General features: G+C 69.8%; 15 protein-coding genes. 8 read left to right on the top strand and 7 right to left on the bottom strand.

The window, feature by feature from the left end; all coding sequences use genetic code 11:
• Position 1: 1 nt before the first annotated feature.
• Positions 2-946 (bottom strand): type I pantothenate kinase, encoded by a 945-nt coding sequence (coaA, locus tag ACYVG2_RS00560; RefSeq protein ID WP_448964169.1) that lies wholly within the window; start codon positions 944-946, stop codon positions 2-4.
• 41 nt (positions 947-987) lie between these two features.
• On the opposite strand from coaA, the gene ACYVG2_RS00555 reads away from it, so the two are divergent.
• A complete protein-coding gene (locus ACYVG2_RS00555; protein WP_460779202.1) occupies positions 988-1,929 on the top strand; it encodes a Ppx/GppA phosphatase family protein in 942 nt (313 codons plus the stop codon).
• An 18-nt stretch (positions 1,930-1,947) separates the two neighbouring features.
• Here ACYVG2_RS00555 and ACYVG2_RS00550 read toward each other — a convergent pair whose 3' ends face one another.
• On the bottom strand, positions 1,948-2,268 hold the full coding sequence (locus tag ACYVG2_RS00550; protein WP_460779201.1) for a response regulator: 321 nt from the start codon (positions 2,266-2,268) through the stop codon (positions 1,948-1,950).
• A 180-nt stretch (positions 2,269-2,448) separates the two neighbouring features.
• Here ACYVG2_RS00550 and ACYVG2_RS00545 point away from each other — a divergent pair, with 180 nt between their 5' ends.
• Positions 2,449-2,910, top strand: coding sequence for a VanZ family protein (locus ACYVG2_RS00545; RefSeq protein ID WP_448964172.1), 462 nt, complete (start codon positions 2,449-2,451; stop codon positions 2,908-2,910).
• 33 nt (positions 2,911-2,943) lie between these two features.
• Here the strand turns inward: ACYVG2_RS00545 and ACYVG2_RS00540 are convergent, their stop codons facing one another.
• Positions 2,944-4,002 carry a P-loop NTPase family protein gene (locus ACYVG2_RS00540; protein WP_460779200.1) on the bottom strand — a complete coding sequence of 353 codons (1,059 nt, stop codon included), beginning with the start codon at positions 4,000-4,002 and terminating at the stop codon, positions 2,944-2,946.
• A gap of 192 nt (positions 4,003-4,194) precedes the next feature.
• On the opposite strand from ACYVG2_RS00540, the gene ACYVG2_RS00535 reads away from it, so the two are divergent.
• From ACYVG2_RS00535 to ACYVG2_RS00525, 3 genes are all read left to right on the top strand, one after another.
• Positions 4,195-5,280, top strand: coding sequence for a ThuA domain-containing protein (locus ACYVG2_RS00535; RefSeq protein ID WP_460779199.1), 1,086 nt, complete (start codon positions 4,195-4,197; stop codon positions 5,278-5,280).
• Positions 5,281-5,604: 324 nt separating this feature from the next.
• Entirely contained in the window at positions 5,605-7,095 is a 1,491-nt protein-coding gene (locus tag ACYVG2_RS00530; RefSeq protein ID WP_460779198.1) for a sugar transferase, read from the top strand.
• A gap of 45 nt (positions 7,096-7,140) precedes the next feature.
• Positions 7,141-9,000: a DUF4012 domain-containing protein gene (locus tag ACYVG2_RS00525; protein WP_460779197.1), complete on the top strand. Its 1,860-nt coding sequence runs from the start codon at positions 7,141-7,143 to the stop codon at positions 8,998-9,000.
• 4 nt (positions 9,001-9,004) lie between these two features.
• On the opposite strand, the gene ACYVG2_RS00520 is transcribed toward ACYVG2_RS00525, so the two are convergent.
• From ACYVG2_RS00520 to ACYVG2_RS00505, 4 genes are read right to left on the bottom strand one after another with little or no spacing between them, the layout of a single operon-like run.
• Complete coding sequence (locus tag ACYVG2_RS00520; RefSeq protein ID WP_460779196.1) at positions 9,005-10,027, bottom strand: MauE/DoxX family redox-associated membrane protein; 1,023 nt, start codon at positions 10,025-10,027, stop codon at positions 9,005-9,007.
• Positions 10,027-10,293, bottom strand: coding sequence for a hypothetical protein (locus ACYVG2_RS00515; protein ID WP_460779195.1), 267 nt, complete (start codon positions 10,291-10,293; stop codon positions 10,027-10,029). The genes ACYVG2_RS00520 and ACYVG2_RS00515 overlap by 1 nt, the downstream gene beginning before the upstream one ends.
• Positions 10,290-11,153, bottom strand: a complete 864-nt coding sequence (locus ACYVG2_RS00510; RefSeq protein ID WP_460779194.1) for a nucleotidyltransferase family protein — start codon at positions 11,151-11,153, stop codon at positions 10,290-10,292. Before ACYVG2_RS00510 ends, ACYVG2_RS00515 begins: the two co-directional genes overlap by 4 nt.
• Before the next feature lie 9 nt (positions 11,154-11,162).
• The gene (locus tag ACYVG2_RS00505; protein WP_460779193.1) at positions 11,163-12,443 is read right to left on the bottom strand and encodes a glycosyltransferase family 4 protein; all 1,281 of its coding nucleotides are present in this window, start codon (positions 12,441-12,443) and stop codon (positions 11,163-11,165) included.
• Between ACYVG2_RS00505 and ACYVG2_RS00500 the strand changes: the two genes are divergently transcribed.
• The 3 genes from ACYVG2_RS00500 to ACYVG2_RS00490 are packed head-to-tail and all read left to right on the top strand — an operon-like array spanning position 12,436 to position 16,600.
• Positions 12,436-14,448, top strand: a complete 2,013-nt coding sequence (locus tag ACYVG2_RS00500) for a glycosyltransferase (protein WP_460779192.1) — start codon at positions 12,436-12,438, stop codon at positions 14,446-14,448. The genes ACYVG2_RS00505 and ACYVG2_RS00500 overlap by 8 nt on opposite strands.
• On the top strand, positions 14,445-15,500 hold the full coding sequence (locus ACYVG2_RS00495; protein WP_460779191.1) for a glycosyltransferase family 4 protein: 1,056 nt from the start codon (positions 14,445-14,447) through the stop codon (positions 15,498-15,500). Before ACYVG2_RS00500 ends, ACYVG2_RS00495 begins: the two co-directional genes overlap by 4 nt.
• The gene (locus tag ACYVG2_RS00490; RefSeq protein ID WP_460779190.1) at positions 15,497-16,600 is read left to right on the top strand and encodes a glycosyltransferase; all 1,104 of its coding nucleotides are present in this window, start codon (positions 15,497-15,499) and stop codon (positions 16,598-16,600) included. Before ACYVG2_RS00495 ends, ACYVG2_RS00490 begins: the two co-directional genes overlap by 4 nt.
• Positions 16,601-16,619: the final 19 nt, after the last annotated feature.

Genomic DNA, 16,619 nt, shown 5'->3' with positions numbered 1-16,619 from the left:
GTCAGAGCTTGCGCAGCAGCACGCTCTCGACGTTGTGATCGGCGCCCTTGTTCAGCACGAGGCTCGCCCGGTGCCTGGTGGGCATCACGTTCTCGACGAGGTTGGGCATGTTGATGTCGTTCCAATAGCCGAGGGCCGTGGTGACGGCTTCTTCGTCGGTCAGGTGCGCGAACACGTTGAAGTACGACGACGGGTTGCTGAACGCGCCCTGGCGCAGCGCGAGGAACCGGTCGACGTACCACTTCTCGATATGGGCGCTGTCGGCGTCGACGAACACCGAGAAGTCGAACAGGTCGCTCACTGCGACGTCGTTCGGCGCGGGCGGCGGCTGCAGCACGTTCAGCCCCTCGACGATCACGACGTCAGGGCGCCGGACGACGACGTGCGCATCGGGGACGATGTCGTAGCGCATGTGCGAGTAGAAGGGCGCGCGCACCTCGGGCGCTCCCGACTTCACCTCGGTGAGGAACGACAGCAGCGCCCGGCGGTCGTACGACTCGGGGAAGCCCTTGCGGTCCATGAGTCCGCGGCGCTCGAGCTCGGCGTTCGGGTATAGGAATCCGTCGGTGGTGACCAGTTCCACCCGCGGCGTTCCCGGCCACCGGCTCATGAGCTCGCGCAGCAGACGGGCAATGGTCGACTTGCCGACGGCGACCGACCCGGCGACGCCGACGACGAACGGCGTGGTGGTGTCGTCCTCCTGGAGGAAGGAGCTGGTCGCCGCGCCGAGCTGCTTGGTCGAGGTGGCGTACAGGCTGAGGAGCCTGCTCAGCGGCATGTACACCTCGCGCACCTCGTCGAGGCTCAGCCGGTCTCCGATGCCGCGGATCTCGACGACCTCCGTCTCGCTCAGCGGCTGATCCAGGCCCGCCGCCAATCGCGCCCATTCCGCGCGTCCGATCTCTCGATACGGCGACAGGGGCAGCGTGGGGTCGGCGGTGGTCACGCGTTACATCGTATCCGCGCCCACACGCGTAGTCTCGTCCCGTGCGCCTCGGAATCCTCGACATCGGTTCGAACACCGTCCACCTGCTCGCTGCGGACGCCCGGCCCGGTGGCCGCCCGCTGGCGACGACGAGCGATCGCACCGTCGTGCGCCTGATGCGCTACCTCACGCCAGAGGGTGCGATCACCGAAGAGGGCGTGCAGGCACTGGAGGCCGCCGTGAGCAGAGCGCGCGCGATCGCGGAGACGGAGCGCGTCGAGACGCTGCTGGCGACCGCGACCAGTGCCGTGCGCGAGGCGCTCAACGGCGAAGAGGTCATCGCCCGCATCGAGGCCGCTCTCGGTCAGCCGCTGCAGGTGCTCACCGGTGTGGAGGAGGCGGAGCTCACCTTTCTCGCGGTGCGGCGCTGGTTCGGGTGGGACGCCGGGCGCATCCTGCTGCTCGACATCGGCGGAGGCTCCTTCGAGTTCGCCGCCGGTGGCGACGAGGTGCCGGAGGTCGCGGCATCCGTCCCGCTCGGCGCCGGGCGCATGACCGTCCAGTTCCTGCCCGAGGACCCGCCCGGTGAGGATGCTGTCGAGCAGCTGCGTGCGCACGCAGCCGAAGTTCTCGCACCCGTGGCCGAGAAACTCAACGCCCTCCCCGACCCCGACCACATGGTGGGGTCGTCGAAGGCGATCCGCTCGCTGGCGAACCTCGCAGGGCGAGAGGTGTCAGGGCTCGGGTTCGACCGCACTGTGCTCTCGCGATCGTCGCTGAAGTCGTGGATCCCGCGCCTCGCCCGCATTCCGGCCGTCGCCCGTCAGGAGCTGCCGGGAATCACGCCCGATCGCACGTTCCAGATCGTCGCCGCCGCCGTCGCACTTCACACCGCGATGAAGATGCTCGACATCGACGAGCTCGAGGTGTCGCCATGGGCGCTGCGCGAGGGCGTGCTGTTGCGCTACACCGAGTCGCTCAGCTGGGGCGGCGTCGGGATCTGACGCGGACCCGACACAGTGTCAGCGCGCGGAGACGAGATGCCGCGGCGGGCCCTCGATTCGGGCGATTGCGACCTTCAGTTCCACCTGCTCGCTCGCGACCTTGTCGATGCGTGCGCCGAGCTTCTCCTCGACAGTGTCGATGCGCGCGCCGAGCTTCTCCTCGACAGCGTCGATGCGCGCGCCGAGCTTCGTTTCCACGTCATCGATGCGAGCGCCGAGCCGGCTCTCGCAAGAATCCATGCGCGAGTCCATGCGGTGGATCATCCAGCCGAAGCCACCGGCGAGCGCGAGCAGCATCGACACGACTCCGACCAGCGTCGTGATCATCTCGACGGACATGTACATCCTCCCATTGTGCCGGAGATTGGGTCATCGCGGCGGTGGATTCAACCTAGGACGGCGCATCAGAGCGCGGGGGCCTGATGCCGTCAATCGTGGACAACCGGAACTGAGTCCTCTCCTGTGCAGAGCTCACCGGTTCCCAAGCCCACGCACAGCCCGCCTCGCTACGCTCTCCCCATGCCCAAAGTGTCGATGCTCGCGCTGATCGCGCGCATCCTCCTCGTCCCCTACACGATCGCGTTGGCGTTGGTGGTGTGGCTTCCGGGCGACCAGGCGAGTCGGGTCACGGGGATCGTCGTGCGCCTCGCGCGCTCGTTGGCGTACCGCCTCGACGTGCCGTTCGTGTACACGTACACGGTGCTGGAGTTCCTCGCGAACATCGCTCTTTTCATCCCGTTCGGGCTCCTGCTGGCCGTGGCGTGGTCGTGGTTGAAGACCTGGCATCTGGCAGTGCTGGGCCTGGTGACCAGCGGCGTGATCGAGTTCGTGCAGCTGTTCCTGCCGTCGCGGTTCTCCACCGTCTCGGATCTGATCGCGAACACGGCGGGAGCGGTCGTGGGCTGCCTGTTCGTGCGCATCATCGCCCGCCTCGCGTCGACACCGGCGTTCGACGAATCCCGCCGCGCAGCGGTGCGCTGACGAGCGGCGCAGGCGAACCCCGCCGCGCAGTCGTCAGGCGACGGGCGCTGCGACGAGTCCGACGGCGGCGAGCTCGTCGATCACGTCACGCACCATCGACGACGCCTCACCGTTCGGCGGTGCCCCGTGGCTCTCGATCACCGCGTCGACGACCCGGTCGAGATCGGTCGATCCGCGCGTCGCGCGCAGCACCGTCGGAGCGATCCCCTCGAGTACGCGCAGCGTGCTTTCCGAGAACGTCACGACCGTGTCGCCGAAGTCCACGGCATCCGCCGTCGAGGCAGAATCCTCACCGGCCAGACGCATCCGCTCCCAGGGCGCGGGGTCGGGATCCCGCTCGAGGAGCGCGTCGATCACGGTTGGCACATCGGCGGCTTCCGCGTAGCGCAGCAGGCGCACGCCGCCGACCCGGTCGCACAGCTCGGCGAGAGCGCCCACGGTGCCCTCGTACTCGATCAGGTAGCTCGACTGCGCGGCGAGCAGAGGCGCCGCGTCTGCGAAGTGCAAGTGCTCGATCTCGGGCTCGGTGGCATCCGGATCGCGTTCGAGCAGCACGATCGCCGCGAGAGTCAGATCGGCGTCGGGCAGCTCGCGCAGTCCTGCATCCGCCGGTGACACCTGGTCCTTCGGCGCGCCGGCGCGCACGACGGACAGCGGCTTGCGGTACGGCAGGACGCGCAGCTCGTGGTCGAAGGCGATCGTCTCATCCGAGACGTAGCCGTACTGCTTCGCGAGCGTGCGGCTGAGCGTCGTCTTCCCTCGTCCCGACGGGCCGACGAAGGCGATCACGCGGCCGTCGTCGAGCGCGACACCGGCCGCGTGCAGCATCATGAGCCGTCCGCGATTGTGCACCAGCGCGTCGAGGGTCACCGTCGTCGACAACGTCTCCAGACGACGTTCGACGTCTTGCACGTCGTCGATCTCGATGCGCGCATCGGCGACCTGATCCGCATCGGACGCGGGTCCCGGCTCGATCGCCGCACCCGACCACGCACGTCGAACGCGTGCGATGACGTCTTCCGGCACGTTCTCGCCGAACGCCAGTTCGATCCGGGCGCCCAGCGCGGACACGGCGAGCGCAGAACTCGTCACCACAGCATCCACCCCCAGATTCTCGCCCCAACCGTACTACAGCGCGGGAGGCTTCGAACGTGCCCGCACTTCATTGACGACCCCGCAGGGCTCCCCTAGAGTCGAGCCGAAGTCGATATGTCGTCATCTCCAACTTATGACGCGTCGGCAGAAGCACGGTTCACGCAGTTCCGCTCGACGAGGAGAGACTCTATGAACAGGTACGCACGACGCACGCTCACCGGATTGACGGCGGTGGGGCTGACATTGGGCCTGACGGTCGTCGCCGCGCCCGCGGCGCAGGCCGAAAACGAATACAAGGTGCTCATCGTCGGAGAGACGCTCGGGTTCCGACACTCGCACATCGACGACACGACCCTCGCGATCATGCAGCTCGGAGAGGAGAACGGCTTCACCGTCGACGTGTGGGATTCACGGCAGGCCGACCTCACGCTTCCGAGCACGCCGTTCACGACGGCGGAAGACCTCGGCCAGTACGCGACGATCATCTTCGCCTCGCCGGTCGACGGCACGAACAACCTCGACCCGCTGCGGCCGCGGCTGCTGAACGACGATGAGCTGGCGGCGCTGCAGGGCTACATCCACGACGGCGGCGGCTTCGTGGGACTGCACGCCGCGACCGACGCGATGCACACCGTGCCGTGGTACAGCGAGCTCACCGGCGGCGGCGCGCGTTTCGTCGCCCACCCCCAGCAGCAGACCGCGACGATGCGGGTCGAGAGCCCGACGCATCCGTCGACCTCGATGCTGCCGACCGAATGGGTGCGCTTCGACGAGTGGTACAACTTCACGACCAACCCGCGCGAGGACGTGCACGTGCTGCTCACGCTCGATGAGTCGACGTACAACCCCGGGCGCGGCGCGATGGGCGACGACCACCCGATCTCGTGGTGCCAGAACTTCGAGGGAGGCCGCTCCTGGTACGAGGGCGCCGGTCACACGGACGCATCATGGAGCGATCCGCTCTTCCTCGAGCACATCCTCCGCGGCATCGAATGGACCGCAGGACTGGTCACGGGCGGTGGCGACTGCGTCACGTTCGGCGAGGTCGACGAGATCCTGGCCGGCCTGGACGACGGCTCGACGAAGTACACGAAGCTCTCGGCCCAGCTGACCGCGTACCTCGACGAGGCCGAGCTCTCGGCGGATGCCGGTGACCATGCCGCCGCGGTCGCCACGCTCGAGCAGGCTGAGGGCAAGGCGCACGGCCTGCAGGACGACGTGCTCGTCGAGAAGATCGCCGACCTCATCACGTGGCAGGAGGGCCTCGTCTCCTGATCCTGCTCGGGTCCGGGTGCGCTCCGCCTGCGCACCCGGACCCGAGTGCGTCGCACGAACCGAGTCGCGGGTTCCGCAATCCCGGCTCCGGGGATAGACTGCGGATCTGGGCCTCCGGTGCAAACCGGAGGAAAGCGGCGTTTGCTGGGGCAACGCTGACATCGCCACCTGTTCTGCAGGCGGCAGCTTCCGACGCTGTCGGGAGCAACTGGGGCGCGCATTCTCTGGGGAGGGATTGTGGCAATATCTGGGGACGTCATCCTGTCACCGCATACGCGGAGGCAGGGCCAACGGACGACGACGGCGATCACGGCACCACCACTGGTGACCGCGCCACCGATCGCGCGTGCGGCACCGACCACGGCGAAGAGCACCGCCGTCGCGGCGCAGGCCGGCCGATGGCAGCGCGAGTACGCGTGGCGACTGCTGCTGACCGATTCGCTGATCATCGTCGGGGTCGTGTTCGGCGCGCAGGCCCTGCGGTTCGGGCAGAGCAACGCCGACCTGTACATCCCGGGAGTCACGGGCGCGGGTTTCGAGGTCGCGTACACCCTGGTCTCGGTGGTGTTCGTCCTCGCGTGGGTGTGCGGGCTGCGCCTGTACGACACGCGAGACGCCAAGGTGGTCGGGAGCGGCTGGACGGAGTACCGCCGCGTGGCCGATGCCAGCATCCGCGTGTTCGGCCTGCTGACGATCTTCGCGTTCCTGCTGCACATCGACGTCGCGCGCGCCTATCTGCTGCTGGCGCTGCCCGCCGGGGTGGCGGCGCTGATCGCCAGCCGCTGGCTGTGGCGGCGCTGGCTGGCCGCGCGGCGCGAGTCTGGCCGCTACCTGTCGCGCGCCGTGATCGTCGGCGAGCACGCGAAATCGTTGCACATCGCTCGTGAGATGCAGCGTGACAGCGCCTCCGGGCTGGTCATCACCGGCGCCCTCACCGAACGCGGGCCCGGTGTCGAGCTGCTGCCGGGCATCCCCGTCGTGGGAAGCCTGGAGGATGCCGTCGCCGGCGCCGACCTCGCGGGTGTGGATGCCGTGGTCTACAGCGGCTCCGATCTGATCAGCCCCGCGCAGCTGCGGCAGTTCGGCTGGGATCTGCAGTCGCGCAGCGTCGATCTCATCGTCGCCGCTGCGCTGACCGACATCGCCGGTCCCCGCATCCACGCCAGACCTGTGGCCGGGCTGTCGCTCATCCACGTCGACTACCCGGCCTTCACCGGTTCGCGGTACGCCGCGAAGCGCGCGTTCGACATCGTCGTCTCCTCGCTCGCCCTGATCGTGCTGAGTCCGCTGTTCCTCGTGCTCGCGGCGATGGTGCGCCGCGACGGCGGCCCCGCCCTGTTCCGCCAGCGCCGGGTGGGACTCGAGGGGCGACGCTTCACGATGCTCAAGTTCCGCACGATGGTGACCGATGCCGAGCAGCGCCTGCCCGGGCTGCTCGCCGACTCCGACGGCAACGGCGTCATGTTCAAGATGCGCAGCGACCCGCGCGTGACCCGTTTCGGCCGCACCCTGCGCCGGCTCAGCCTCGACGAGCTGCCGCAGCTGGTCAACGTGCTGCGCGGCGACATGTCACTGGTGGGGCCACGGCCTCCCCTGATGAGCGAGGTCGACACGTACGAGAAGTGGGTGCAGCGCCGTCTGCTCGTCAAGCCGGGCATCACCGGTCTCTGGCAGATCAGCGGCCGCTCCGACCTGTCGTGGGAGGACAGCATCCGCCTCGATCTCTACTACGTCGAGAACCGCTCGCTGACGAGCGACGTGGCGATCCTGTGGCGCACGCTGCGCGTGGTGCTGCAGCGGCGGGGCGCGTATTGAGCACTCCCGCAGGAACGACCTGCCCCGTGCTCGTACGATGAGTTCATGACGACCAGAGCAGCCGAGCGCGCCCGACGCGCCGACCGACAGCGCCGCCCCCTGCTTCGCAGCTTCCGCCTGTGGGTTCCTGTCGGCATCGTGCTGCTGCTCATCGTGATCGCCGTCGTCGGTCTCATCGTCGGCACCCGGCTCTACGACAGGGCGATGGCCGCCAGGGATTCACTCGAGCAGGCGCTGCCGCTCGCGACGACCGCCAAGGATCAGATCCTCGCCGGCGATTCCGAGGGTGCCGCGGCGACCGCGGCGACGCTGTCAGCGCTCACCGCGGATGCTCGTGAGCAGACCGACGACGAGATGTGGAAGAACCTCGAGTGGGTGCCGTTCGTCGGCCCCAACCTCAACGCCGTCCGGACCGCGGCCGTCGTCACCGACGACCTCGTCAACGACGCGCTGACCCCCGCGACGGGCCTGAGCCTCAAGGCGCTCACGCCGGTCGACGGCGCCATCAACCTCGCGGCGATCACCGACATGCAGGCGGCTGTGACGCAGGCGGCGGATGCCGTCGAGAAGGCCGCGGCAGACCTGGACGGCATCGACCGGGACTCCCTCATCCCGCAGGTCGAAGGCGCGCTCAGTCAGCTCACCGGAGCCGTCGACGAGATGCAGCCGCTGCTGGGGCCGGCCAAGGACATCATCGGCATCCTCCCGACCGCACTCGGCGCCGAGGCACCCCGCAACTACCTGATGGTGTTCCAGAACAACGCCGAGTCGCGCGGCACCGGAGGCAACCCCGCCGCGATCGTGCTCATCACCGCCGACCAGGGCCGCATCAGCATCACGCAGCAGGCGTCGAGCGGCGATTTCGAGAACGCCCGACCGACCCCTGTCACCGAGCTGAACCCCGAGACCGTGGCGCTGTACGGCGACAAGATCGGCCGCTGGGTGATGGACACCACGCTGAGCCCCGATTTCACTGAGACAGCCTCGCTGATCCGAGCCTTCTGGGCTGAATCGTTTGGCACCCCTGTGGATGCCGTCGTTTCGTTTGACCCCGTCGCTCTGAGCTATCTGCTGGCCGCTACAGGACCGACGGTCATCAATCCCGAGCCTGCTGAGATCGACGGGAGCAGCTATCAGGTCATCGATCAGCCGATCGAGCTCACCAGCGAGAATGCGGTGCCGCTGCTACTCAGCCAGGTGTATTCCCTCGTCCCCGAGCCAGAGTTGCAAGATGCATTCTTCGCTGCAGCTGCGTCATCCGTTTTCGACGCTGTCGTATCTGGCAGCGCAGACACGAAAACGCTGCTCGACAGCTTGACGAAGGCAGTCGATGAGGGACGACTCATGTACGTGCCTTCGGCGGAGGCAGAGACCGCACTCGTGGCCGAGTCACGTCTGTCCGGACGCCTGCCCAGCGACAACTCAGCTTCCACGGCCGTCGGCGTCTACGTCAACGATGTCACAGAAGGCAAGCTCGACTATTACATGCAGCTCGACGTCGCAGCGCAGTCGACACAGTGCACGGCACCGGATGCTCCGGTGTTCACAACGACAGCAACACTGACGAACTCGCTAGCGGCGGATCAAGTGGCAGGTCTTGCCGATTACGTCGCGCCCGGCCGTTTCTTCGCGAAGGGAACGATCGCGACGGATCTCGTGCTCTACGGCCCGGTCGGCGCCACGGGCGCCACGGTGACCGTCGACGGCCAGAGCGCTGAGGCCAGGGCGCTGACCCATCTCGGCCGGCCCGCGATCAAGGTACCGGTGCAGAATGCCCCAGGCGAGACCCACACGATCACCGTGGAGTTCCATGGTGCCGCTGGCGAGTACGGGCCACTTGAGGTACGTCACACCCCGATGGTGCGCACCGTCGGAGAGCAGCTCACCGCAGAGGGCTGCGGCTGACCCGTCACGGCTCGTCGGGGCGTTCTCCGTGCAAGCTCTCGTAGATGTCGCCGACGAAGGCCGAGACCTCGTCGTAGCCTGACACCGGCCCGCCGGCCAGGTAGCCGTCGGCGCCGATCAGAACCGCAGTGGGCGTCGCCCAATCGGCGATCGAACCCTGCACGTAGAAGTACGGATCGTGCAGCGACTGCGGCTCGTCGTGCTCGGTGAGGGCGCTGTTCTCCGGTGCCGGCCACAGCAGGAATCGCACGGACACCTCCGGCAGCAGCGCGCGCCACCGCGGCATCGCCGCGATCACGGGAAGGCACGCACCGCAGTCCTCTTTCACGGCGAGCAGCAGCATCGGACCGCGTGCGGCGAGCTGTCGCAGATTCACCGTGCTGCCGTCGGCGAGGATGACGGGCACGGCCGGCGTGCGGGTGCGGATGTACTCCGCCGGGTCGGCCTGAGCTGCGGCACCGCCCTCCCCTCCCCTCGTCTTCACCGTCGGCACACCGGCCGCGACGGGCCGGTCAGCGGATGCCGGATGCCACAGCACGAGTGCGGACGTGGCCGCTGCCATAGCGGCGGCCACGAGCCAGGGCCACTGACCCCCGAGCGCGGCGAGCGGTCCGCCGAGCAGCGGCGCGGACCACGAAACGGCGGCGGTGACGATCGCCAGCAGCAGGAACCAGGCGTTGCGCACGACGGTGAGGGTCGTGATCGGTTCCGGCGCACCGAAGCAGGTGCACGACGCATCCGAACCCGACGCGCGTCGACGCACGATCAGCACGAGATACGCACCGAACAGCACGACCGCGCACGCGGCGGCCAGCGCGCCCAGCGCACTCCCGAACTCCAGCAGCGCGCCCGCGAGCATCAGTTCGGCCCACGGATGCAGCCTGATGAGCCAACCCCGGCGCAGCGCCGCCGGCACTCCGAGCTCGGCCCACGCCCCTTCGCTCTCCGGATGCCGCAGCTTCGCCACACCGCTGGCGACGAGCACGCCCGCCAATATCAGCGGCGCCACCATGAACACCGACGCCATCAGTCCTCCACCTCGTGCAGCAGCTTCACATCGATCAGCGCGTGCGTGAACAGCCCGGCATCCGCCGACGCCGTCTCCTGCGTGCAGACCCCGTCTGAGACCAACTGCGTCGCGAGCGAATGCAGGTCTCGTCCCGGCGCTGCGCGCCAGACGGCCGCGGCGATGTCGGCGAGCACGACGATCGGCCCGTCGGGCAGCGACGCGGCGAACACGCGGATGCCGTCGTCGATCACACCGACATCGGGAGCCTGGGCGAAGCGCGTCATGCGCGCCCCCTTTTCCGCGAACTGTCACCGGACAGCGCCGCGCCGATCCTCCGCAGGAAGGCGAAGAACATGTCGCGGCTGTCCGGCTCGCGACCCAGCTCGTGCGCGAGCACGGCGCGGTTGACGCGCGGAGCCCGTGCGGCCGTGCGGAGTGCGTCGCCGAAGGTCGGCGCCGCCTTGATCCGGCCCCACCACTCCGCGAGCTTTCCGCCGCCCTGCGACACCGTCTTCCACAGCAGATACTCGCGCCGATGCCGGTACCTCTCGAGATCGCCGAGGCCGGCCCCGAATGCGACCTCTGCACGCAGCATCCGCACGAGCCTCGACCGGCGGATGCGCGCCTGCTCCCCCTGGTCGGCCCACAGCCTGTGCGCCTCGCCGCCGAGCGCATCCAGATCGCGCGCGGCGTTGAGCACGAACAGCACCGCCTGCGCGTCCACCGAGGGGATCGCGCATTCGATGCCGGCAGAGGCATGCGCCTCGCGCGCCGCCCACAGCACCTCGAAGCCGTCCTGATCCGGCACCCCGATGCCGGGGAAACGGCGGTGCAGATCGAGGTAGCCCCACTCCGTGTGGTGATAGGTCTGCGCGTGCCCGAAAGGCGACCCCTCGACGAACGAGCTGTACACACTCCAGCCGTGATGCGTGAGGGCGGCGTGCATGGCTGGAACGGCGAGCGGATCGACCATGACGTCGACGTCGGTGCCGCTGCGCCGAACACGACGGAGGGAGCGGTCGAGCGTCGCGCCCTTGACGTGAAGCACGCGGATGCCGGCGCGACGCGCGATCACCTCGATCGCGGCGCGACTGAACTCGATCCGCACGTCGAGCGAGATGGGTGTCGTCTCCAGCGAGTCCACGGCGTCAGCTTATGCCCGGCGACTCTGGCGCACGCGGCACACGTCGTGGAACACGTCCGCGTGCCTGGCGGCGACCGCGGCGTCGTCGAGCAGGCCCGGCGTCCGCACGGCGGCCGCTCCGAGGCGCTCGCGCTGTGCGGCGTCGTCGGCGAGCTCCCCCAGCACCCTGGCCAGCGCCGCCACGCTGCGCGGTGGCACGGTGCGACCGTTGACGCCGTCGTCGACCCACTCCACGGGTCCGCCTTCGTCGGCCACGACCGCGACCGTGCCCGCGGCGAGGTACTGCAGCACGTTCTGCCCCATCGGCTCGGCCCTGGTCGAATACTGCACCGCGATGTCCCATCGCTGCAGCAGCGCGGCCGTGTCGTCGACGTGGCCGAGCAGGTGCACGCGGCCTGCCACCCCGAGCTCCCGCGCGCGCTCGTGCAGCTGCGCCGCGAAGCGGGCCTGATCGAACGGCGCACCGCCGGCGAGTTCGAGCTGGGCGGTGCCGGCGGGGAATGCCGCTGCGAACGCCTCGAGCAGTTCGAGCTGCCCTTTCCACGGATCGATGCGCGCGAGCATGCCGATGCGCAGCGGGTTTGAGGGCGCAGCATCCGCCGGCCGCCGCCGCGCGGTGGAGAGCGTGAGTCCCGAGGCGCTGTGGATGACCACGGCCTCCGTGCCCGGTCGCAGGAACGGCAACGCTCCGGCGAGCGTGGTGCGGGAGTTGCCGATCACCGCGTCGGCTCGCGGCAGCACGACCTTCGTCATGAGGGCGTAGCCGAGCCGGCCCAGGCTCTCCTCGTCGATCATGTCGCGCAGCTGCACGACCAGCGGCGTGCGCGAGAACTGCAGCGCGAGCGCCGCGTAGGCCGCCGCCCTCGTGCTGTTGGCGATCACGACATCCGCGGTACGCACGTTCGGATGGGTGCCGGTGAGCACAGCCTGGCACAGCAGACGTGCGGCGAGCCCCGCCATTCGCAGGGGTGACGAGCCGCTGCCCCCGGCGCTCTGACGCACTCCGCGGGTGCGCCGCACGACCGATGGCGGAAGCTGCGCGAACACGTCGTCGTCGTCGATCGTCGGCACGAGCACCGCTGGTGTCCATGCGGGTTCCGGCGCGGACTGCTCGGCGGCGAGCAGCCGCACGAGGGCGAGTTCAGCGCCGCCGCGCGCGGTCGTGTGATCGAGATGCACGACACGCAGGGCGCGCGCGCTCGAGTACGAATTCCCCAAAGATTGCCTCCCCAGAAGGCTGTATCCGTCCTGCACTCCCCAGCGCATGGATGGGCGGATAGTCTTGCTCACACTGAGCATATCCTGGGGAGGCGATGTGCGGGTACTACGGATTTCGCACAGCGCCGCGATCGCGTCATGGCGCGGTCGAGAGCGCGCTCTGCGGCGACGCGGCGACGATGTCGCGCTGATCACCGCACCGCGCTGGCACGCGGGCGGCGTGTGGGTCGAGCTCGATGCCGGGGCCGACGAGACCGTCATCCCCGCACGGGCGTTCGGCACGCATCCCGCCCTGTTCGTCTACGACCCGCGTCCGCTGTGGCGCGCGCTCGGCGAGCAGTGGAACGTGATCGACATCCACGAGGAGCCGTTCGCGCTGAGCACCGCCGAAGTGCTCGTGATGCGGATGCTGCGGCGCAATCCCGCACCGGTCGTGCTGTACACCGCCCAGAATCTGCGCAAGCGCTATCCGGTGCCGTTTCGCTGGCTGGAGCGCTGGGCGCTGGGCCGCGCCGCCGGCATCTCGGCGTGCAACGCAGAAGCCGCGCGCATCACCGAGGCGAAGGGGTTCGCCGGCCGCGCGCGCGTGATCCCGCTCGGGGTGGATGCGGTCTCCGACGCCGCCGCGACCACCCGCCGTCCGGTGGCCGACGATGGTCGCATCACGGTCGGCATGCTGGGCCGCCTCGTGCCGGAGAAGGGCCTGGCCGCACTGCTCGACGCCCTGGTGCTCGAGCCACGACTGCACGCACGGATCGGCGGATCGGGCCCCCTCGGGAGCGTGCTTGCGGACTGGGCGTCGCAGCGCGGGGTCGCGGACCGCGTCGAGCTCATCGGGCCGGTCGATCCCGCAGCCGTCGACGACTTCTACCGTTCGATCGACGTGCTCGCGGTGCCGTCCGTGGCACGGGCGGGCTGGACCGAGCAGTTCGGTCGCGTCGCGGTCGAGGCCATGTCGATGGACGTGCCGGTGGTCTCGAGCGATGCCGGGGCGCTGCCGGATGTCGTCGGCGGCGCCGGCATCGTCGTGCCGGAAAAGGATGCCGCAGCCCTCTCCGCTGCGCTCGTCGAGGCTGCCGGCACTCGGCGCGAGGAACTGGTCGCCGCCGGTCGCGTGCGCGCCGAGGAGTGCAGCTGGGACAGCGTCGCCGGTGCCTATCAGGCGCTGTACCGCTCGGTCGTGCGGACGGCCTCGAGCACTCCGGAGGCCCCAGTGGAGATCGTCGTCGTGGCGTACGGCGCTCCCGCCATGCTGCGCCGTGCGCTCGAGCCGGTCGCCGCACTCGCCGTCACGGTGATCGACAACTCCTCCCTGCCCGAGATCGCGGCGCTGTGCGCTGAGCTCGGCATCCGCTACCGCGACTCGGGCGCGAACCTCGGGTTCGGCGCGGCGGTGAACCTCGCGCTGGCCGACCGCCTGCTGCCGGGCGCCGACGTGCTGCTGCTGAATCCGGATGCCGAGATCGATCCCGCAGGAATCGATCAGCTGCACAGGGCGCTGCACGCGGATGCGTCACTCGCCAGCGTCGGTCCCGCGCAGGTCGACGGCGATGGGCGCCCTGCGCGCGTCGAGTGGCCGTTCCCCGCGCCTCACCGCGCTGTCATGGACGCTCTGGGCCTCGGTCGCCTGGAGCGCGGGCCGCGCTTCGTGATCGGTGCGGTGCTGCTGCTGCGCGCCGAGGCCCTCGACCAGGTGGGCGGCTTCGACGAGCGGTTCTTCCTCTATGCGGAGGAGACCGACTGGTCCTATCGCGCGCACCTTCTCGGCTGGCGTCACGGTGCCGTGCGCGAGGTGACCGCGCGGCACCTCGCCGGTGGCACGAGCACCGACCCGCGCCGCCGCGAGGCGTTCTTCTTCGCGTCGCAGGAGCGCTACTTCCGCAAGCACTTCGGCGCCGCCGGGTGGTCCGTCGCCCGCGTCGCGGGGTGGGCGGGCGCACTCGCACGATCGGTCGTGCTGCGCGGGGAGCGTGGCGCGCAGGCCCGGCGACGCGCGGCGATCTATCGGCTCGGTCCGATCCGCGTCGAAGCACGCTTCCGTCCGGGTGCCTCGCGACAGCCAGAGGCTGCGTCGTGACACCGTCGGGCGTCGTGGCACCGCTGCGCATCGTGCACACCGTCGCATCCGACCGCTTCGCCGGCGTGGAGCAGTTCGTGCGGCGCCTCGCCGCCGCCCAGGCCGAGCAGGGCCATCAGGTCACCGTGGCCGGCGGCGCCCCTGAGCAGATGCGCGCGCTCGAACGGGCCGGCGTGCGGGTGCTCCCCGCCCGCACCGCGATCGACGTCCTGCGCGCGGTGCGTCGCACTCCGGCCGACGTGGTGAATTCGCATATGACGGCGGCGGACGCCGCATCCGCCATCGCTCTGCTCGGCCGGCGCACCGCACTCGTCTCGACGCGCCATTTCGCGGGCCGGCGTGCGCATGCCGGCCCGCTGTCGATAGACCCGTTCCTTCGCCGGGTGGACGCCGAGATATCCGTGAGCAGGGCGGTGGCTGCGGCCACCGGCACCACGAGCACGGTGGTGCGTCCCGGCCTGCCCGCTCCTGGCGACGCCGCGGAGCAGCCCGGCCATCCGCCCGCCCTTCGCATCCTCATGGTGCAGCGGCTGCAGCCCGAGAAGCACACCGCGATCGGCGTGCGGGCGTTCGCGGCATCCGGTCTCGCCGACGACGACTGGGGGCTCGTCATCGTAGGCGAGGGCCCTGATCGCGCGGGGCTCGAAGCCCTCATCACCGATCTCGGTGTCGGATCATCCGTGCAGTTGATGGGCTTCCGCGATGATGTGCCCGAGCTGCTGAGGTCGTCTTCGCTCCTGCTCTCGACGTGCCCGGTGGAAGGGCTGGGTCTCGCCGTGCTCGAGGCCATGTCGCACGGCCTCGCCCCGATCGCCGCCGGTGCGGCGGGGCATCTCGATCTGCTCGAGGGGCTCGACGAGCGCGCCCTGTTCCGTCCCGATGACGTGGCCGATGCCGCGGCGGCGCTGCGCGCCTTCGCCGCTGACCCTGAGCGTCGCCGGATGCTCGCGCGCACGGCGCAGGAGCGCGCCCTCACCGCGTTCACGATGAATCGGCAGGTCACCGGCACCGACGCCGTCTACCGCGATGCGATCGCGAGGAGACGCGCATGAACGATCTCGTCGTGATCTCGCTCGAACGGTGGGACGCGGTCTGGCGACGCAACCAGCACCTCATCGCCGGGCTCATCGCCGCCGACCCGACGATGAGAGTGCTGTTCGTGGAGCCGTCCGACGATCCGCTGCACGATCTGCGCGGGCGTCGCAGCCCCGGCTTCGGCGCACCGCTGACCCGGGTCGGCGAGCGCCTGTGGACCCTGCGCCCGGTGAAGTGGCTGCCCCGCCGGCTGGACTCCCGCGGGGATGACCGCAGAGCGAGGGCGATCCGCCGCACGGCGATGCAGCTCGGCTTCACGGCACCGGTGCTCTGGGTCAACGACCCCGCAGCGGCCGGGATCGTGACGCTCACGGGGTGGCGGTCGCTGTACGACATCACCGACGACTGGCTGAGCGCCGCACGCCCGCCGGCCGAGCTCGAGCGGATCGCGGCTGGCGAGACGCTGCTGCTCGATCGCGCCGACGCGGTCGTGGCCTGCTCGCCGGAGCTCGTGCGCCGCAAGAGTCCGCAGCGGGGCGACATCCATCTCGTCCCGAACGGCGTCGATCTCGACGCCTACCGCACGCCGACCGTGCGTCCCACGGCGCTGCCGCCCGCCCCGGTCGCCCTGTACCTCGGCACGCTGCACGACGACCGCATCGATGTACCGCTGTGCATCAGGGTCGCTCGCGAGCTCACCGGTCGCGTGCGCCTCGTGCTGGCGGGCCCCGATCTCCTGGGCGCCGCCGATCGTGAACGGCTCGATGCCGCCGGGGTCGTGCGTCTCGGGCCGGTCGCGCGCGACGACGTGCCCGCGCTCCTGCAGCATTCAGACGCACTGATCGTGCCGCATCTGGTCACGGCGTTCACCGACAGCCTCGACCCGATCAAGCTGTACGAGTACCGCGCCGCCGCGCGCCCGGTCGTCTCGACCGGAGTGGCCGGGTTCCGAGACAGCGCCGACCCCCGCATCCGGATCGCCGGCGAAGAGGACTTCGCACACGCAGTGGGAGCTGCACTCGCGTCGTCGCCATCGGAGGCGTCAGCAGACACCGCCGACATCGACTGGAGCACACGCGTGCGCCAGATCGGTCAGATCCTCACGTCGATCCGCTGACGGATCGGCCCGGCCGTGC

The sequence above is a fragment of the Microbacterium shaanxiense genome (assembly GCF_054779995.1).
The sequence above is the reverse complement of the archived record's forward strand: the minus strand, read 5'-3'. Positions and strand labels throughout refer to the sequence as shown.